Here is an 18890-nt window from a genome sequence, read left to right as displayed (position 1 = left end):
TGCCCCGGGGGCGAAACCGATTCGAAGCTGCTACATGGGCGCCCGTACACTGTGCGTCGTGACCGAGAACACTCAGCAGAGCAACCACAGCGCCCCCGAACTGCCGACTCAGTACACGCCGGCCGATGTAGAGGGGCCGCTGTACGAGCGCTGGGTAGAGCGGGGTTACTTCGAGGCGGACGAGAAGAGCGACAAGCCGCCGTACACCATCGTCATCCCGCCGCCGAACGTCACCGGCTCCCTGCACCTGGGGCACGCCTTCGAGCACACCCTCATCGACGCGCTCACCCGCCGTAAGCGCATGCAGGGCTACGAGACCCTCTGGCAGCCCGGCATGGACCACGCCGGTATCGCCACCCAGAACGTCGTCGAGCGCGAGCTCGCCAAGGAGGGCGCCTCCCGGCACGACCTGGGCCGTGAGGCGTTCGTCGAGCGGGTCTGGCAGTGGAAGAACGAGTCCGGCGGCCAGATCTCCGGCCAGATGCGGCGCCTGGGCGACGGTGTCGCCTGGTCCCGTGAGCGCTTCACGATGGACGAGGGGCTCTCCCGCGCCGTTCAGACGATCTTCAAGCGGCTGCACGACGACGAGTTGATCTACCGTGCCGAGCGCATCATCAACTGGTGCCCGCGCTGTCTGACCGCCATCTCGGACATCGAGGTGGAGTACCAGGACGACGACGGCGAGCTGGTCTCCATCCGGTATGGCGAGGGTGACGCCTCGATCGTCGTCGCGACCACCCGGGCCGAGACGATGCTCGGTGACACCGCGGTCGCCGTCCACCCGGAGGACGAGCGCTACACCCACCTCATCGGCACCGAGATCGAGCTCCCGCTGACCGGCCGCCGCATCCCGGTCGTCGCCGACGCGCATGTCGACCCGGAGTTCGGCACCGGTGCGGTCAAGGTCACCCCGGCCCACGACCCGAACGACTTCGAGATCGGCCGCCGGCACGGGCTGCCCAACCTCGCCGTGCTCGACGAGCGCGGTGTCATCACGGCGCACGGCCCCTTCCAGGGCCTGGACCGCTTCGAGGCCCGCTCCGCGATCGTCGGCGCGCTGCGCGCCGAGGGCCGGATCGTCGCCGAGAAGCGCCCGTACACCCACTCCGTCGGGCACTGCTCGCGCTGCAAGACCACCATCGAGCCGCGGCTGTCGATGCAGTGGTGGGTCAAGGTCGGCCCGCTGGCGCAGGCCGCGGGTGACGCGGTCCGCGACGGCAAGGTCAAGATCCACCCCAAGGAGATGGAGTCCCGCTACTTCGGCTGGGTCGACAACCTCCACGACTGGTGCATCTCGCGGCAGTTGTGGTGGGGCCACCGCATCCCGGTCTGGTACGGCCCGGACGGCGAGGTCGTCTGCGTCGGACCGGACGAGGAGCCGCCGAGCGGCGAGGGCTGGCACCAGGACACCGACGTCCTGGACACCTGGTTCTCCTCCGGCCTGTGGCCGTTCTCCACGCTCGGCTGGCCCGAACAGACCCCGAGCGTCGAGAAGTTCTATCCGAACTCCGTCCTGGTCACCGGCTACGACATCCTCTTCTTCTGGGTCGCCCGGATGATGATGTTCGGGCTGTACGCGATGGACGGCACCCCGCCGTTCCACACCATCGCGCTGCACGGCATGGTCCGTGACCAATTCGGCAAGAAGATGTCCAAGTCCTTCGGGAACGCGGTCAATCCGCTGGACTGGATGGACTCCTACGGCTCGGACGCCGTCCGCTTCACGCTCGCCCGTGGTGCCAACCCCGGTGTCGACGTCCCGATCGGCGAGGACTGGGTCCAGGGGTCCCGTAACTTCGCCAACAAGATCTGGAACGCCACCCGCTTCGCGCTGATGAACGGTGCGACGGTGGAGGGCGAACTCCCGCCCGCCGAGCAGCTGTCGGCGACCGACCGCTGGATCCTGTCCCGGCTGAACTCGGTCGTCGCCGAGGTCGACGCGTACTACGACGACTACCAGTTCGCGAAGCTGTCGGATGCGCTCTTCCACTTCGCCTGGGACGAGGTCTTCGACTGGTACGTCGAGCTGTCCAAGACCACCTTCATGGCGGGCGGCCCGGCCGCCGACGCCTCGCGCCGGGTGCTGGGCGAGGTCCTGGACGTCACCCTGCGGCTGCTGCACCCGATCGTCCCGTTCGTCACCGAGACCCTGTGGACGGCGCTGACCGGTGGCGAGTCCGTGGTCATCGCGGACTGGCCGAAGGACTCCGGCTTCCGCGACGCCGCGGCGGAGCGGGAGATCGAGACCGTTCAGCAGGTCGTGACCGAGGTCCGCCGGTTCCGCTCCGACCAGGGGCTCCAGCCGGGCCAGAAGGTCCCCGCGCAGCTGGACCTGTCCGGTACGGCGCTGGCCGCGCACGAGGCCGCGATGCGTTCGCTGCTGCGGCTGCAGCCGGCCGGTGAGGACTTCAGCGCCACCGCGTCGCTGCCGGTCGCGGGCGCCACGGTCGCCCTGGACCTGTCCGGCGCGATTGACGTCGAGGCGGAGCGCAAGCGGCTGACGAAGGATCTCGGCGCGGCCGAGAAGGAGAAGGCGCAGGCCACCGCCAAGCTCGGCAACGAGGCGTTCCTGGCCAAGGCGCCGGAGAAGGTCGTGGACAAGATCCGCGGCCGGCTGGAGGCCGCGGAGGCGGACATCGTCCGGATCACCGCGCAGATCGCGGCGCTGCCCCAGGCGTAACGGCGGCTGCCCCCGAGAACGCCACAGGCCCCTCGTCCTCACGGGCGGGGGGCCTGCGGCGTTCCCGGCGGGCGGCGGCCGGACGCGGACGTGCCGGGCCCGGCGGGGCGGTCCCCGCCCGCCGTCCGGCCGTTCTCATCGCGCTCTCATCGCCCTCTCATCTCGTCGAGGCACGGTGGACCGGTATGCCGGGGTCCCGGCAGCACCGCACGTCCCGTAAGGAGCCGCGCCCGATGAACAAACCCCTGCGACGGGCCGCGGTCTTCTGCCTGGCCCTGATCGTCGCGCTGATGGGCTGGGCGACCTGGCTCCAGGGTGCGAAGGCCAGTGACTACAAGGAGGACCCGCACAATCCGCGGGTGACGATCGGCAAGTACGCGGCGCCGCTGGGCAACATCCTGGTCGACGGGGAGCCGGTAACCGGCTCCGCGGCCACCTCCGACACCCTGAAGTACAAGCGGACCTACAAGGACGGCCGGCTGTACGCCCCGGTCACCGGCTTCACCTCGCAGACCTTCGGCAGCAATCAGCTGGAGAACCTGTACGGCGATCTGCTGGACGGCTCCGACAGCCGGCTGCAGAGCCCCGCCGACGCCCTGACCCGCAGCCGGGCCAAGGCCGGTGACGTGGCCACCACCATCGACGCCCGGGTCCAGAAGGCCGGCTACCGGGCACTGGACGGCAAGAAGGGCGCCGCCGTCGCCCTGGACCCGGCCACCGGGCGGATTCTGGGCATGGTGAGCACCCCGTCGTACGACCCGGGGACCTTCGCGGGGTCCGGCTCGGCCGACCAGAAGGCGTGGCAGAAGATGGCCGCCGACCCCGACCACCCCGAGATCAACCGGGCGCTGCGGCAGCCGCTGCCGCCCGGCTCCACCTTCAAGCTGGTGGTCGCCGCGGCCGCCCTGGAGAACGGGCTGTACGCGTCGGTCGACGAGCCCACCCACAGCCCCGACCCGTACACCCTCCCGCACACCCGCACCAGGCTCACCAACGAGAACGGCGCCGCACCCTGCAAGAACGCGGACATCCGCACCGCGCTCCAGTACTCCTGCAACACCGTCTTCGCGAAGATGGCCGTCGACCTGGGCAAGGACAAGGTGAAGGCGCAGGCCGAGAAGTTCGGCTTCAACGACGGCAAGGTGGACACCCCGGTGCGGGCCGGAAAGAGCGTCTACCCCGGCGACATGGACGAGGCGCAGACCGCGCTGTCCGGTATCGGCCAGTTCAACGACCAGGCGACCCCGCTGCAGATGGCGATGGTCACCTCGGCCATCGCGAACGGCGGCGAGCTGAAGACCCCGCAGCTCGTCGACAAGCTGACCGACGCCGGCGGCAACACCGTCCAGGACTACGCACCGAAGACCTACGGCGACGGCAAGACCATGTCCGCGCGCACCGCCCAGCAGCTGCGGTCGGCGATGCAGACGGTGGTGGACGAGGGCACCGGCTCCGGCGCGAAGATCGACGGACGGACCGTCGGCGGCAAGACCGGCACCGCCCAGCACGGCGTCGACAACAGCGGTACGCCCTACGCCTGGTTCGTCTCGTACGCCGAGGACGGCAAGGGGCACCGGGTGGCGGTGGCCGTGATGGTCGAGGACGGGCACGCCGCCCGCAACGAGGTCTCCGGCAACGGGCTGGCCGCCCCGATCGCACGGGCGATGATGAAGGCCGCGCTGCCGTAGGTGCGGGATCCCGGGCAGGGGCCCCGCACAGAGGCCCCTGGGCGGAGGCCCCCGCGCAGGGGCGCACGCCGGGGCGCGGACCGGGCCGGCCGCCCCGGCCGCCCCGCGGTAGCGGCGGAGGGCAAGCCAGCGCACCGCTGTCAGACGTGCCTCGTAGACTGGTCGGCGTGAGCGAGCGCCCCCAGAACGACGAGCCCGACCCGAACGATGCCTTCGACGAGCTGGTCGAGGCGGAGACCGACCTTCCCCAAGATCTCGACTCCGCTCGGTCAGGGGAGACCCCAACCCCCGATCTGGCGGTGATCGAGGCCGGCAGCCGGACCCTGCGCGCCCAGGCCGGGCCGCCGCAGGGGGACGGGATTCCCGCCCGTCCGGCCGACCCCGAGGTCGACCGTGCGCTGCGCGCCGTCGAGGAGGAGCTGGCCGGACGCTGGGGTGAGACCAAGCTCGACCCGTCGGTGCAGCGCATCGCGGCGCTGCTGGACATCCTCGGCGAGCCGCAGCGCGCCTACCCCTCCATCCACATCACCGGCACCAACGGCAAGACCAGCACCGCCCGCATGATCGAGGCCCTGCTTTCCGCCTTCGACCTGCGCACCGGCCGCTACACCAGCCCGCATGTCCAGTCCGTCACCGAGCGGATCAGCCTGGACGGCGGCCCGATCTCCGCCGAGCGCTTCATCGAGACGTACCGCGACATCGCGCCGTACGTGGAGATGGTCGACAGCCGGGAGGAGTACCGCCTGTCGTTCTTCGAGGTGCTGACGGCGATGGCGTACGCCGCCTTCGCGGACAGCCCCGTGGACGTGGCGGTCGTCGAGGTCGGCATGGGCGGCACCTGGGACGCGACGAACGTCATCGACGGCGATGTCGCCGTGATCACCCCCATCTCGCTGGACCACACCGACCGGCTGGGGGAGACACCCGAGCAGATCGCCGGCGAGAAGTCCGGGATCATCAAGAAGGACGCCACGGTCGTGCTGGCCCAGCAGCCGGTGGACGCGGCGTCGGTGATGCTCAAGCGCGCGGTCGAGGTGGACGCCACCGTCGCCCGTGAGGGCATGGAGTTCGGGGTGCTCTCCCGGGAGGTGGCCGTCGGCGGGCAGATGCTGACGCTGCGCGGGCTGGGCGGCGAGTACCCGGAGATCTTCCTCCCGCTGTACGGCGCCCACCAGGCGCACAACGCCTCGGTGGCGCTCGCCGCGGTCGAGGCCTTCTTCGGCGTCGGCTCCGAGCACGCCCGCACGCTCGACATCGACACCCTCCGCTCCGCGTTCGCCGCGGTCACCTCGCCCGGCCGGATGGAGGTCGTGCGCCGCAGCCCCACGGTCGTGCTGGACGCGGCACACAACCCCGCGGGTGCGCGGGTGGCGGCCGAGGCGGTCACCGAGGCGTTCGGCTTCAGCCGGCTGGTCGGCGTGGTCGGCGCCAGCGACGACAAGGACGTACGGGGCTTCCTGGAGGCCTTCGAGCCGGTCTTCGCCGAGGTCGTGGTGACCCGTAATTCCAGCCATCGTGCGATGGACCCGGACGAGCTGGCGGCCGTCGCCGTCGAGGTCTTCGGCGCCGAGCGGGTCCAGGTGGAGCCGCGGCTCGACGACGCCCTGGAGGCGGCGATCACCCTCGCCGAGGAGGAGGGCGAGTATTCCGGCGCCGGTGTGCTGGTGACCGGTTCGGTGATCACGGTCGGCGAGGCCCGACTGCTGCTGGGAAGGGGCTGACCGTGCGCACGCTGTGTGCCAGCACTCTGATAGGCGAATTCTTCGTGATCGGCTTCGCCGGCCTGGTCGCGATGCAGATGTCCGACCTGTCCACGGCCACGATCTGGACGGTCAGCGGGATCGCGATGCTGCTGAGCCTGCTGCTGTGCGGGATGCTGACCCGTCCGGGTGGTGTCACGCTCGGCTGGGCGCTGCAGGCCGCCCTGATCGCCAGCGGCTTCGTGGTACCGGCGATGTTCTTCCTCGGGGTGGTCTTCGCCGCCCTGTGGTGGGCGTCGGTCCACTTCGGCCGCAAGATCGATGACGCGAAGGCCCGCTGGGCGGCACAGTCCGGGGCGGCCGGTGACGCGTCCGGCGAACCGGCCGGAAAACCGGCCTAGGAGCCGGTTCCACGGGCCGTCCCTGGGGCCGGGGGCTGCGCCGCGAGGCGCCGTGTCCCCCATGTAGCCTCAGTGCACCCGCTGACCGTTTGTTCAATTCAGGGAGTCCCTTCGTGAGCCAGCGCACCCTCGTCCTCCTCAAGCCTGACGCCGTCAAGCGCGGTCTGATCGGCGAGATCATCGGCCGTATCGAGAAGAAGGCCGGCTGGACGATCAGTGCGCTGGAGCTGCGCGGCCTGGACCGCGAGATCCTGGAGCAGCACTACGCGGAGCACGTCGGCAAGCCGTTCTACGAGCCGCTGGTCCAGTTCATGTCCTCCGGTCCGGTCGTGTCGATGGTCGTCGAGGGCGAGCGGGTCATCGAGGGCGTACGGATGCTGGCCGGTCCGACTGACCCGATTGCCGCGCCGAGTGGGTCCATTCGTGGGGACTTCGGGACGATCACCCGGGAGAATCTGATCCATGCCTCGGATTCCGAAGAGTCCGCCGAGCGCGAGATCAAGATTTTCTTCCCCGGCATTTCCTGACGCGTCATCAGCTGCACACCCCCCGTGACCTGGGGCGACCGAGAAAATCATCGGTCGCCCTTTGGTGTATCCGACACGATCGGGGGAACGCATCACCGCGACACGACGTCACCATTGAGGGGGGCGGGTGCGTGTACGGCTGACAATGGCAGAACAGCCTCCCGACGTGTTCGAGTGGGCGCACTACGAACTACGATGGAGACTTCCGCGCCTCACAGCGCATCACCTCCTGCCGACCTCCAGTAAGCATTCGCTCCAGTTGGGAAGGCCAGACGTATCCTCATGGGGAACAACATGTCGTTCATCGGCCGTGACATGGCTGTCGACCTCGGGACCGCCAACACGCTGGTGTACGTCAGGGGCCGCGGAATCGTCCTCAACGAGCCGTCGGTCGTGGCCATCAACACCAACACCGGCGGGATCCTCGCGGTGGGTGCTGAGGCGAAGAAGATGATCGGGCGTACGCCCGGCAACATCGTCGCCGTACGGCCCCTGAAAGACGGCGTGATCGCCGATTTCGAGATCACCGAGCGGATGCTCCGCTACTTCATCCTGAAGATCCACAAGCGCCGCTACCTGGCCCGCCCGCGGGTCGTGGTGTGCGTTCCCTCCGGTATCACCGGAGTTGAGCGCCGCGCGGTGATCGAGGCCTCGACCCAGGCCGGCGCGCGCCAGGTCCACATCATCGAGGAGCCGATGGCCGCCGCGATCGGCTCGGGCCTGCCGGTCCACGAGGCCACCGGCAACATGGTCGTCGACATCGGCGGCGGCACCACCGAGGTCGCGGTCATCTCGCTCGGCGGCATCGTCACCGCGCAGTCCATCCGGGTGGCCGGCGACGAGCTCGACAACGCGATCATCCAGCACATCAAGAAGGAGTACAGCCTTCTGCTGGGCGAGCGCACCGCCGAGAGCATCAAGATCACCATCGGCTCGGCGTACGACCTGGAGCAGGACGAGCACACCGAGATCCGTGGCCGGGACCTGGTCTCCGGCCTGCCGAAGACCGTGGTGATCTCGGCCGCCGAGGTCCGCAAGGCCATCGAGGAGCCGGTCAACTCCATTGTCGACGCGGTCAAGACGACCCTCGACAAGTGCCCGCCGGAGCTGTCCGGTGACGTCATGGACCGCGGCATCGTGCTCACCGGAGGCGGCGCCCTGCTGCGCGGCCTCGACGAGCGGCTGCGCCGCGAGACCGGTATGCCCATCCACATCGCCGAGGACCCGCTCGACTCCGTCGCGCTCGGTTCCGGCAAGTGCGTCGAGGAGTTCGAGGCGCTCCAGCAGGTCCTCGACTCCCAGCCGCGCAGGTAGCGACACGGCCGGGGGAACCGCCCCGGGCCGCGCCCGCCGAGCGGCGGACGCGGCGGGCGGGGACCCCGGCGACCGCGGCCGGTCCGTCCGCCGGACCGGCCGGGGGACGGCCCGAACACCCCGACAGACACGGTGCACCGGCGCTCCACCGGCCGGCACCGTCACATCAGGCACAACGCTCAACTCCCGAACGAGACCGGCGGGGCCCGCAGCCGGCCGGTCCTACGAGGAAGGACACGGCCGCCGCACGTGAGGGACACACGAGAGAGCCGGCTGCTTCTGGTGCTGCTGGTCGCGATCGCGTTCGCGCTGATCACGGTCGATATCCGCGGCGGCGAACAGTCCCCGCTCGATGGTGCCCGGCAAGCCGCCGCCTCCGCCTTCGGCCCGGTCGAGAGCGGCGTCGCCCGCGTCGTCGACCCGGTCGGCCACGCGGTCGGTGCCGTACGGGACTCCGGCCGGCGCCACAACCGGATCAGCAAGCTGGAGCACGAGAACGAGGCCCTGAAGGCCAAGCTCGGCTCCTCCGACCGGAACCGCAGCCGCGCCGCCGAGCTGGACAAGATCCTCAAGACCGCGGGCACCGGCCAGTACGCCATCAAGGGCGCCCAGGTCATCGCCATCGGCTCGGCCCAGGGCTTCTCCTGGACCATCACCATCGACGCCGGCAGCCGCGACGGCATCCGCCGCGACATGACCGTGCTCAACGGCGACGGTCTGGTCGGCCGGGTCACCACCGTCGGCGCCGAAACCGCCACCGTCCTGCTGGCCGCCGACCCGGACTTCACCGTCGGCACCCGCATGGAGAAGACCAACGAGATCGGCTTCGCCAACGGGCAGGGCGTCCGCTCGATGCGTGTCCAGCTGCTCAACGGCCGGGCCAACATCAAGAAGGGCGACCGCCTGGTCACCTTCGGCTCCAGCAAGGACAAGCCGTTCGTGCCCGGTGTGCCGGTCGGCAGGGTCGTCCGGGTCGAGCCCTTCAACGGCGATCTGACCCGCACCCTCCAGGTCCGGCCGTTCGTCGGCTTCTCCCAGCTCGACATCGTCGGCGTGGTCGTCCAGCCGCCCCGTGAGGATCCGCGGGACACCGTCCTGCCGCCCCGGCCGGCCAAGCCCAAGCCGGCACCGACGGTCACCGTCACGGCCACCCCCTCCGCGAGCGTCCCTCCCAGGAGCTGACCGATGCGCATCAACCGGATTCTGCTCTCGGCCCCGCTGGTGGTCGTCGCCCTCGTCATCCAGGTCACCATCCTCGCCCGACTCCAACTGCCCGGCGCCGTACCGGACCTGCTGCTGCTCGTGGTGGTCGGCCTGGCGCTGGTCCACGGCCATGTCGGCGGCGCGCTCGTCGGCTTCTTCGCCGGGCTGCTGGCCGACCTCGCCCCGCCCTCCGACCACGCCATCGGCCGTTATGCGCTGGTGCTCTGCGTCATCGGCTACGCGGCGGGCCTGACCCGCCCGGAGTCCGGCCGGCACCGTTCGGCGACGCTGCCGCTGATCGTCGTCCTCGGCGCCGCGGTCGGCTCGACGCTGATGTACGCGGGCGTCGGCGCGCTGGTCGGCGACACCGCCGCCCGGCACGTCGGCATCGTCGGACTGCTGCTCAGCGCCACCCTCTACGACCTGCTGCTGGCCCCGTTCGTGGTCCCGCTGGTGATGGCCGCGGCGCGCAGAACCGAGGGCGATCCGCTGACCGGTGACGGCACGAGCGGCACGAGCGGTTCCGGCGGCTCCGGATACGGCTGGCTCACCACCGGCACCGGCCTCAAGGCCAGCCGCGGCGCCATGAAGTCGGTGCGCTCCGGCGTCCGGATCGGCGGCCAGCGCGGCAGTCTGCTCGGCAAGTCGGCCCGCGACAAGGTGGGCCGCATCAAGGGGGTCAAGCGGCTGTGACGCTCTCCCGCCCCTCGACCACGACCCCTCATGGAGGCGCGTCGCGCCATGAGTAATCTCCCGGAATCCCGGACCTCCCGGGTCAGCGTCCGGCTCATCGCGATCCAGATCCTGGTCTTCTCGCTGCTGCTCACCCTCGGCGGACGGCTCTGGTACCTGCAGATCCGCAACGGCCAGGAGTACGCCACCGAGGCCAGGAACAACCACGTCCAGCAGGTCATCGAGCCCGCCACCCGCGGCTCCATCCTCGACGCGCGCGGGGTGCCGCTGGCCGACAACCAGACCCGTCTGGTGGTGTCGGCCAGCCGTACCGAGCTGCTGAAGATGAAGGACGACGGCAAGGCCGTGCTCGGCCGGCTGGCCAAGGTGCTCGGCATGTCGGAGAAGGAGATCCGGAACAAGGTCCGGCTCTGCGACTCCAAGACGCCGCAGCCCTGCTGGAACGGCTCGCCCTACCAGCCGATCCCGATCACCGACGAGGCCACCACCCAGCAGGCCCTGCAGATCCGCGAGCGCTCCGAGGACTTCCCCGGCATCAGCGCCGAGCCGACCGCGGTCCGCCGCTACGCCGCCCCCGGCAAGGCCAACACCGCCCAGGTCCTCGGCTATCTCTCGCCGGTCACCGACGCGGAGATCAAGAAGGCCGAGCACAGCCGTTCGCCGCTGCTGCGCTCCGACCAGATCGGCCGGTCCGGTCTGGAGCGGACGTACGACGACGCGCTGCGCGGCAAGGCCGCCGTCACCCGCTACGAGGTCGACAACCTCGGCCGGGTCATCGGCCAGGCCAAGAACGAGAAGGGCCGGGCCGGCGCCAGCGTCGTCACCAGCATCGACGCCCGGGTGCAGGCCCTGGCGGAGAAGCAGCTGGACCAGGCCATGAAGGACGCCCGCAAGGAGCACGACAAGAACACCGGCACCAACTACAAGGCCGACTCCGGCGCCGTCGTCGTCATGGAGGCGAAGACCGGCCGCGTGGTGGCGATGGCGTCCAACCCCAGCTACGACCCCAACGCCTGGGTCGGCGGGATCTCGGGCAAGGACTACGCCCACCTCACCGGCAAGGACTCCAACTACCCGCTGCTGAACCGCGCCATCCAGGGGCAGGCCGCCCCCGGCTCGATCTTCAAGGTCATCTCGACCGCGGCCGCGGTCAACGCGGGCTACGACTTCAACGGCCACTACCCCTGCACCAGCTCGTACAGCATCGGCGGCCAGGTCTTCAAGAACTTCGAGTCGCAGAGCCACGGCGCGATCAGCCTCGGCCGGGCGCTGGAGGTCTCCTGCGACACCGTCTTCTACCGGCTCTCGCACGACGAGTGGCGGAAGGACGGCGGGGACAAGCCGAAGAAGGACGCCAAGAACTGGTTCTACAAGACGGCCCACCAGTTCGGCCTCGGCAAGGAGACCGGAATCGACCTCCCGAACGAGGTCCGCGGCCGGGTCCCCGACCGCAAGTGGAAGAACGACTTCTGGAAGGCCAACAAGGCCGGCTGGTGCGAACAGGCCAAGGCCTGGCCCAAGAAGAAGGACTTCGGCACCAAGCTCGCCCGGGAGGGCTGCCTGGAGGGCATGAAGCTGCACGCCTACGACTCGATCAACTACGCCATCGGCCAGGGTGACACCCTCGTCACCCCGATCCAGATGGCGGCCATCTACGGCGCGATCAGCAACGGCGGCACGCTCTACGACCCGACCGTCGGCAAGGCCGTCATCAGCCCCGACGGCAAGCACATCCAGCGGGTCAAGCCGCACTCGCACGGCCGGCTGCCGGTGTCGCAGAAGACCCTCGGGCAGATGGACAGCGCCCTCGCCGGTGTCGCCACCCGCGGTACCGCCGCCTGGCGGTTCGGCGGCTGGCCGCAGGACAAGATCCCGATGCACGCCAAGACCGGTACGGCCGAGGTCTACGGCAAGCAGACCACCTCGTGGTTCGCGACGTACACCAAGGACTACACGATCGTGATGACCATCTCCCAGGGTGGTACCGGCTCCGGCGCCTCCGGTCCGGCCGTGCGCAACATCTACAACGCCCTGTACGGAGTCGACGAGAAGGGCGGCATCGACCCGAAGGCCGCGCTGCTCCCGAAGCCGGAGGCCAAGCTGCCCAAGATCGAAAGTGATGGCGCCATCCAGTCCCAGCCCATCAAGCCGTATGTCCCGCCGTCGCCGTCGCCGTCCGCATCGGAGAGCCCACGATGACGACCAGCCACACCTCCCGGGCGTTCTCGATCCGGCGCTACACCCCCGAGCTCGGCACCTGGGGCAAGCTGACGGCGCGTGATTCGGTGCTGCGCAAGCTGGACTGGATACTGCTGCTGTCCTGCCTGCTGCTGTCGCTGATCGGCTCGCTGCTGGTCTTCTCCGCCACCCGCAACCGCACCGAGCTCAACAAGGGCGACGAGTACTACTTCTTCCTGCACCACCTCCTCAACGTCGGCATCGGCCTGGCGCTGGCCGCCGGCACGATCTGGCTCGGCCACCGCACGCTGCGCGGTGCCGTGCCCGTGATGTACGCCCTCTCGGTCGTGCTGGCGCTGCTGGTGCTGACGCCGCTGGGCGCCACCATCAACGGCTCACGTTCCTGGCTGGCGATCCCCGGCGGTTTCTCCCTCCAGCCCGCCGAGTTCGCGAAGATCACCATCACCCTGGGCATGGCGATGCTGCTGGCGTCCCGGGTCGACGCGGGGGACCGCCCGCATCCCGACCACCGCACCGTCGTGCAGGCCCTCGGGCTGGCCGCGGTGCCCGTGGCCGTCATCATGCTGATGCCCGACCTCGGTTCGGTGATGGTGCTCGGCGCCGTCATCCTCGGGGTGCTGCTCGCCTCCGGCGCCTCCAACCGCTGGATTCTCGGCCTGGTCGGCACCGGAGTCGTCGGCTGTGTCGCGGTCTGGCAGCTCGGACTGCTCGACGACTACCAGATCGCCCGCTTCGCCGCCTTCGCCAACCCGAGCCTCGACCCGGCCGGTGTCGGCTACAACACCAACCAGGCCCGGATCGCGATCGGCGGCGGCGGACTGACCGGATCCGGTCTCTTCCACGGCAGCCAGACCACCGGTCAGTTCGTCCCCGAACAGCAGACGGACTTCATCTTCACCGTCGCCGGTGAGGAACTCGGCTTCCTGGGCGCGGGCCTGATCATCGTGCTGCTCGGGGTGGTCCTGTGGCGCGCCTGCCGGATCGCCCGCGAGTCCACCGAGCTGTACGGCACGGTGGTGGCCGCCGGCATCATCGCGTGGTTCGCCTTCCAGGCCTTCGAGAACATCGGCATGACCCTCGGGATCATGCCCGTCACCGGTCTCCCGCTGCCGTTCGTCTCCTACGGCGGCACGTCGATGTTCGCGGTCTGGATCGCGATCGGGCTGCTTCAGTCGATCCGGGTGCAGCGCCCGCTGTCGGCCTCCCGCTGACCCGGCGTCAGCGCTCCAGACGCAGCTCGAACCAGAGGGAGGCGGAGCGCGGCAGGCCCCCGAACGGCGTCGTGCCCCAGTCGTCGGCGAGCCGGGCGGTCAGCAGCAGCCCGTGATCGGCCTCCGGGTCCCCGGCCACCGGGGCCGGCCGGGGAAACCGGACCGGCGCCTCGTCGTGCACGCTGATCCGCAGGCCGTGGCCGGTGGTCAGCATCCGCAGCAGGATGTCCGCGGACCGTGGCGTCCGCAGATGGGAGCTGGTCACCGCCTCCGAGGTGAGCAGCACCGCGGTGTCGAGCAGCGGGACCAGAGGCGTACGGCGCAGCACCGCGCGGACGAAGTCGCGGGCGGCCTTCGGGGCGGTGGGGCTGCTCGGTGTGGACAGCAGATGCGCACGGGCGCCTGCCGCGACGCGGATGGGTGTCCGGGTGACGGGTGCGGTCTGGGGGTGCACGGGTGTCTCCCTCCCCTAAGGGGTCGAGTGCGCCCATTACCACTCTGCGTGGCGGGCTCATCACGCACGGTAAGCAACGGTGTACGGAGAGTGCCACCCGCTGCGGCGGATTCCGGCCCCGTGACAGTAGCCCGGTCCGCGTGGGTGGTCCCGGCCGGACGGGGTGACTAGATTCGATGCATGGCGGACACCGTGCGGGAGATCGAGCGGAAGTACGAGGCCGACGACGGCACCCGGCTGCCCGACCTGACCGGAGTCGGCCGGGTCGCCGCCGTGGAAGAGGCGGGCACCCAGGAGCTCGACGCCGTCTACTACGACACCGCCGACCAGCGCCTCGCCGCGGACGGCCTCACGCTCCGCAGGCGCACCGGCGGCAAGGACGCGGGCTGGCATCTGAAGCTGCCGGTCGCGCCGGGCGTACGCGACGAGCTGCGGGCACCGCTGTCCGAGACACCGCCCCCGGAACTCACCGCGCTCGTCCGCTCCCGCACGCTGGACCGGGAGCTGGTCCCGCTCGTACGGCTGCGGACGCGGCGCACGGTCCGGGTGCTGCGGGACGCCGCGGGCGCTCCGGTCGCGGAGGTGGCCGAGGACGCGGTGCGCGCGTGGCGGCTCGACGGCGCCGAGGCGGGGAAGGCCGGCCCGGGGCCCACGAAGAGCCGCTGGCGTGAGATCGAGGTGGAGCTGCTCGGGAAGGGCGGCGCCGGACTGCTGGACGAGATCGACCGGGCGCTGGCCGCGGCCGGGGTGCGCCCCGCCTCCGCGGCGTCGAAGCTGGCGCGGGCGCTGGCGGAGACGGGCCCGGGGCGGCACGACGGGGCCGGGAAGGCCGGTAAGGGCGAGAAGGCCGCCAAGGGCGAGAAGCCCGGCAAGGGCAAGAAGCCCGGACGGACCGCCGCTGACGTCGTCCTGCGCTACGCCCGTGAGCAGGTGCGGGTGATCATCGAGCTGGACCCCGCGGTACGGCGGGATCTGCCCGACGCGGTGCACCAGATGCGGGTCGCCACCCGCCGGCTGCGCAGCGCCTTCCGCTCGTACACCAAGGTGCTCGACCGCGCCGTCACCCAGCCCATCGGCATCGAACTCAAGTGGCTGGCCGCCGAGTTGGGCGTGGAGCGGGATCGCGAGGTGCTGACCGAGCGGCTCCGGGAGGCGCTGGCCGAGGCGCCCGGTGCGCTCCGGCTCGGACCGGTGGACGCCCGGCTGACCATCTGGTCCGAACGGCGCCGGGCCGGTGCGCGGGACGGTGTGCTCGCCGCCCTGGACGGGCCGCGCTATCTGTCGCTGCTCCGGGCCCTGCACGCCTTCCTGGCGGAGCCGCCGCTGCGCAAGGCCGCCGGCCGCCCCGCGCCCGAAGTGGTCGCCGGAGCCGTGCTGAAGGACTACCGGCGGCTGGCCCGCCGTATGGAGACCGCGCTGACCGCACCCGCCGGACGGGAGCGCGACGAGGCGCTGCACGGCGCCCGCAAGGCGGCCAAGCGCACCCGGTACGCGGCGGAGGCCGCCCGCCCCGCGCTCGGCGGACCGGCGAAGAAGTTCGCCAAGCGGACCAAGCGGGTGCAGCAGCTGCTGGGTGACCACCAGGACAGCGTCGTGGCCCGCGGTGCCCTGCGCGAGCTGGCGACCCAGGCGCAGCAGGCCGGAGAGGGCGGCTTCACCTTCGGCCTGCTGTACGGGCGCGAGGAGACCCTGGCGGCCGACCGGGAGCGGGCGCTGCCGGACGTCTGGCGGAAGGCCTCGCGGCCGAAGCACCGGGCGGCGCTCCGGCCGTGACCTGCGCGGGAGCCGACGCGTCAAGGCTTCGCCGCGAGCACGTTAGGCTTGAGGGTCACCCCTGCCCGCTGATGAAAGATCACCACGATGCCTGTCGAGTCGGTCTTCCCGCGTCTGGAGGCCCTCCTCCCGCACGTGCAGAAGCCCATTCAGTACGTCGGTGGCGAGCTCAACTCCACAGTCAAGCCGTGGGACGAGTGCGATGTCCGCTGGTCGCTCATGTACCCGGACGCATACGAGGTCGGTCTGCCCAACCAGGGCGTCATGATCCTCTATGAGGTCCTCAACGAGCGTGAGGGCGTGCTCGCCGAGCGCACCTACAGCGTGTGGCCGGACCTCGAAGCGCTGATGCGTGAGCACGGCGTCCCACAGTTCACGGTCGACGCGCACCGCCCGGTCGGCGCCTTCGACGTGCTCGGCGTCTCCTTCTCCACCGAGCTGGGGTACACCAACCTCCTGACGGCCCTGGACCTGGCCGGCATCCCCATGGAGGCCAAGGACCGCACCGAGGACCACCCGATCGTCCTCGCCGGCGGTCACGCGGCGTTCAACCCCGAGCCGATCGCGGACTTCCTGGACTGCGCGGTCGTGGGTGACGGCGAGCAGGCGGTGCTGGAGATCACCGAGATCATCCGCGCCTGGAAGGCCGAGGACCGGCCCGGTGGCCGCGATGAGCTGCTGTTCCGCCTCGCGAAGACCGGCAGTGTCTACGTCCCCAAGTTCTACGACGTCGAGTATCTGGCCGACGGCCGGATCTCCCGCGTGGTACCGAACCGCTCCGGTGTCCCGTGGCGGGTGTCCAAGCACACCGTCATGGACCTCGACGAGTGGCCCTACCCCAAGCAGCCGCTCGTCCCCCTGGCCGAGACCGTCCATGAGCGGATGTCGGTCGAGATCTTCCGTGGCTGCACCCGCGGCTGCCGTTTCTGCCAGGCCGGCATGATCACGCGCCCCGTACGGGAGCGAAGCATCACCGGCATCGGCGACATGGTGGACAAGGGCCTGAAGGCCACGGGATTCGAGGAGGTCGGCCTGTTGTCGCTGTCCTCCGCGGACCACACCGAGATCGGCGACATCGCGAAGGGCCTCGCCGACCGGTACGAGGAAGACAAGATCGGCCTGTCGCTCCCGTCGACCCGGGTCGACGCGTTCAACGTCGATCTGGCCAACGAGCTGACGCGCAACGGCCGTCGCTCGGGCCTGACCTTCGCGCCCGAGGGCGGCTCGGAGCGGATGCGCAAGGTCATCAACAAGATGGTCTCCGAAGAGGACCTGATCCGGACCGTCTCCACCGCCTACGGCAACGGCTGGCGGCAGGTGAAGCTGTACTTCATGTGCGGTCTGCCGACCGAGACCGACGAGGACGTGCTCCAGATCGGCGACATGGCCGTCAAGGTCATCGCCGAGGGCCGCAAGGTCTCCGGGCAGAACGACATCCGCTGCACGGTCTCCATCGGCGGCTTCGTCCCCAAGCCGCACACCCCCTTCCAGTGGGCGCCGCAGCTGTCCGCCGAGGAGACGGACGCCCGGCTCGAAAAGCTCCGGGACAAGATCCGCGGCGACAAGAAGTACGGCCGCTCCATCGGCTTCCGCTACCACGACGGCAAGCCCGGCATCGTCGAGGGCCTGCTCTCGCGCGGTGACCGCCGCGTCGGCTCGGTGATCCGCGCCGTCTACGAGGGCGGCGGCCGCTTCGACGGCTGGCGTGAGCACTTCTCCTACGACCGCTGGATGAAGGCCGCCGAGGAGACGCTGCCCGGCTTCGGTGTCGACGTCGCCTGGTACACCACCCGCGAGCGGGAGTACGAGGAGGTCCTGCCCTGGGACCACCTGGACTCCGGTCTCGACAAGGACTGGCTCTGGGAGGACTGGCAGGACGCCCTCGACGAGACCGAGGTCGAGGACTGCCGCTGGACCCCGTGCTTCGACTGCGGTGTCTGCCCGCAGATGGACACCCAGATCCAGATCGGCCCCACGGGCAAGAAACTGCTGCCGCTGACGGTCGTCAAGTAGCGCTTCCCGTACGCGCCTTCGGCCCGGCCCGGCCCCGCACCCGCGTGGCCGGGCCGCCGTGCGTTGCCGCACAATGAGGCGATGCCCCCCGAGCTCATCGCGCCCACCGTCGATGTCCATGCCTCCTTCCTCGCCGCGATGGACGAGTTCCGGGCCGACGGCACCGAGGCCGTGCCGCACTCCGGCCTGGCCCGGGAGCTGCGGACTTGGGGAGCCCGCTGGGCGACCGCCGAGGGGTTCGCCGAGTACGTCGAGCTGACCGCCGGCGTCGCGGACGAGCAGCGCGACGACGGTCCGGTCCCGACGACCACCCGGTGGTGGGTGGCGGACGGCAGCTACCTGGGGCGGGTCACCTTCCGGCACACCCTCACCGCGTCGTTGCTCAACTACGGCGGACACCTCGGCTATGCCGTACGCCCCGGCGCCCGCCGCCGTGGCCACGCCACCGCGATGCTGCGCGCCGCACTGCCGATCGCCCACCACGAGCTGGGCATCGACCCGGTGCTGGTCACCTGCGACGACACCAACACCGGCTCACGTAAGGTCATCGAGGCCTGCGGCGGGATCTTCGAGGACCGGCGGGGCGACCGGCTGCGCTACTGGTTCCACCGGGCCGCGGTCACCGCCGGTCAGCGGCCGTAACGGCGCACCGAAGCACCGAAGTACAAGGGGGAGGGCCACATGGAGCCCATGGACAAGGACCGGCGGGTGCCCGACCGTTACGAGCCGGGCGAGGGCTGTCTGACCACCGCGGTCCGGATTCCGGTACGGATCGTGGTGCTGGTGCTCGTGGTGCCGGTGCGTCTGGTGTGGGACGCGCTGGCCGCCCTGGGCCGGGCCCTCCACCGGACCGTGCTGCGCCCCTTCGGCCGCGGCCTCGCCTGGCTGTGGCACACCCTCGTCGTGCTCCCCGTGGCCTGGGCCTGGCGCACGCTGGTCGTGGCCCCCCTGCGCTTTCTCCGGCAGTACGTGCTGACGCCGCTCGGGCGGGGAATCGCCTGGCTGCTGCGCGGACTTGGCGTGGGGCTGCTGTG

The 18890-nt window shown here is 70.5% G+C and carries 14 protein-coding genes and 1 pseudogene; 14 read left to right on the top strand and 1 reads right to left on the bottom strand.

Going from position 1 to position 18890, the window contains the following annotated elements:
• Window positions 1-58 precede the first annotated feature (58 nt).
• The 10 genes from ACFW5B_RS26575 (at window position 59) to rodA (ending at window position 13616) form a co-directional block, all read left to right on the top strand.
• The gene (locus tag ACFW5B_RS26575) at window positions 59-2680 is read left to right on the top strand and encodes a valine--tRNA ligase (protein ID WP_386444480.1); all 2622 of its coding nucleotides are present in this window, start codon (window positions 59-61) and stop codon (window positions 2678-2680) included.
• A gap of 233 nt (window positions 2681-2913) precedes the next feature.
• A complete protein-coding gene (locus ACFW5B_RS26570; protein ID WP_386444477.1) occupies window positions 2914-4368 on the top strand; it encodes a peptidoglycan D,D-transpeptidase FtsI family protein in 1455 nt (484 codons plus the stop codon).
• A 167-nt stretch (window positions 4369-4535) separates the two neighbouring features.
• Complete coding sequence (locus tag ACFW5B_RS26565) at window positions 4536-6089, top strand: bifunctional folylpolyglutamate synthase/dihydrofolate synthase (RefSeq protein ID WP_386444474.1); 1554 nt, start codon at window positions 4536-4538, stop codon at window positions 6087-6089.
• A 2-nt stretch (window positions 6090-6091) separates the two neighbouring features.
• Window positions 6092-6469: a DUF4233 domain-containing protein gene (locus ACFW5B_RS26560; protein WP_386444471.1), complete on the top strand. Its 378-nt coding sequence runs from the start codon at window positions 6092-6094 to the stop codon at window positions 6467-6469.
• A 113-nt stretch (window positions 6470-6582) separates the two neighbouring features.
• Window positions 6583-6996, top strand: a complete 414-nt coding sequence (ndk, locus tag ACFW5B_RS26555; protein WP_386444469.1) for a nucleoside-diphosphate kinase — start codon at window positions 6583-6585, stop codon at window positions 6994-6996.
• A gap of 294 nt (window positions 6997-7290) precedes the next feature.
• The gene (locus tag ACFW5B_RS26550; RefSeq protein ID WP_003985182.1) at window positions 7291-8310 is read left to right on the top strand and encodes a rod shape-determining protein; all 1020 of its coding nucleotides are present in this window, start codon (window positions 7291-7293) and stop codon (window positions 8308-8310) included.
• A gap of 249 nt (window positions 8311-8559) precedes the next feature.
• The gene (mreC, locus tag ACFW5B_RS26545; protein ID WP_386444467.1) at window positions 8560-9492 is read left to right on the top strand and encodes a rod shape-determining protein MreC; all 933 of its coding nucleotides are present in this window, start codon (window positions 8560-8562) and stop codon (window positions 9490-9492) included.
• Between the two features lie 3 nt (window positions 9493-9495).
• Entirely contained in the window at window positions 9496-10206 is a 711-nt protein-coding gene (mreD, locus tag ACFW5B_RS26540; protein WP_386444464.1) for a rod shape-determining protein MreD, read from the top strand.
• Between the two features lie 48 nt (window positions 10207-10254).
• Complete coding sequence (gene mrdA, locus ACFW5B_RS26535; protein WP_386444461.1) at window positions 10255-12405, top strand: penicillin-binding protein 2; 2151 nt, start codon at window positions 10255-10257, stop codon at window positions 12403-12405.
• On the top strand, window positions 12402-13616 hold the full coding sequence (gene rodA, locus ACFW5B_RS26530; protein ID WP_386444458.1) for a rod shape-determining protein RodA: 1215 nt from the start codon (window positions 12402-12404) through the stop codon (window positions 13614-13616). Before mrdA ends, rodA begins: the two co-directional genes overlap by 4 nt.
• A gap of 7 nt (window positions 13617-13623) precedes the next feature.
• Here the strand turns inward: rodA and ACFW5B_RS26525 are convergent, their stop codons facing one another.
• Window positions 13624-14070, bottom strand: a complete 447-nt coding sequence (locus ACFW5B_RS26525; RefSeq protein ID WP_386444455.1) for an ATP-binding protein — start codon at window positions 14068-14070, stop codon at window positions 13624-13626.
• 180 nt (window positions 14071-14250) lie between these two features.
• Between ACFW5B_RS26525 and ACFW5B_RS26520 the strand changes: the two genes are divergently transcribed.
• From ACFW5B_RS26520 to ACFW5B_RS26505, 4 genes and pseudogenes are all read left to right on the top strand, one after another.
• Window positions 14251-15843 carry a CHAD domain-containing protein gene (locus ACFW5B_RS26520; protein WP_386444452.1) on the top strand — a complete coding sequence of 531 codons (1593 nt, stop codon included), beginning with the start codon at window positions 14251-14253 and terminating at the stop codon, window positions 15841-15843.
• 87 nt (window positions 15844-15930) lie between these two features.
• Window positions 15931-17856, top strand: a complete 1926-nt coding sequence (locus tag ACFW5B_RS26515; RefSeq protein WP_386444450.1) for a TIGR03960 family B12-binding radical SAM protein — start codon at window positions 15931-15933, stop codon at window positions 17854-17856.
• An 81-nt stretch (window positions 17857-17937) separates the two neighbouring features.
• The gene (locus ACFW5B_RS26510) at window positions 17938-18498 is read left to right on the top strand and encodes a GNAT family N-acetyltransferase (RefSeq protein WP_386444447.1); all 561 of its coding nucleotides are present in this window, start codon (window positions 17938-17940) and stop codon (window positions 18496-18498) included.
• A 48-nt stretch (window positions 18499-18546) separates the two neighbouring features.
• Window positions 18547-18890, top strand: a pseudogene (locus ACFW5B_RS26505) (hypothetical protein); the annotation flags it as partial.

Source organism: Streptomyces sp. NPDC058773 (assembly GCF_042746015.1).
Lineage (GTDB): Bacteria > Actinomycetota > Actinomycetes > Streptomycetales > Streptomycetaceae > Streptomyces.
This window is presented reverse-complemented; position numbering and strand designations above follow the sequence as displayed.

Coding starts and splice junctions, on each gene's coding strand:
- mreD (WP_386444464.1), top strand. CDS start 9,496: ATGCGCATCAACCGGATTCTGCTCTCGGCCCCGCTGGTGGTCGTCGCC.
- ACFW5B_RS26550 (WP_003985182.1), top strand. CDS start 7,291: ATGTCGTTCATCGGCCGTGACATGGCTGTCGACCTCGGGACCGCCAAC.
- ACFW5B_RS26515 (WP_386444450.1), top strand. CDS start 15,931: ATGCCTGTCGAGTCGGTCTTCCCGCGTCTGGAGGCCCTCCTCCCGCAC.
- ACFW5B_RS26570 (WP_386444477.1), top strand. CDS start 2,914: ATGAACAAACCCCTGCGACGGGCCGCGGTCTTCTGCCTGGCCCTGATC.
- ACFW5B_RS26510 (WP_386444447.1), top strand. CDS start 17,938: ATGCCCCCCGAGCTCATCGCGCCCACCGTCGATGTCCATGCCTCCTTC.
- mrdA (WP_386444461.1), top strand. CDS start 10,255: ATGAGTAATCTCCCGGAATCCCGGACCTCCCGGGTCAGCGTCCGGCTC.
- ACFW5B_RS26520 (WP_386444452.1), top strand. CDS start 14,251: ATGGCGGACACCGTGCGGGAGATCGAGCGGAAGTACGAGGCCGACGAC.
- rodA (WP_386444458.1), top strand. CDS start 12,402: ATGACGACCAGCCACACCTCCCGGGCGTTCTCGATCCGGCGCTACACC.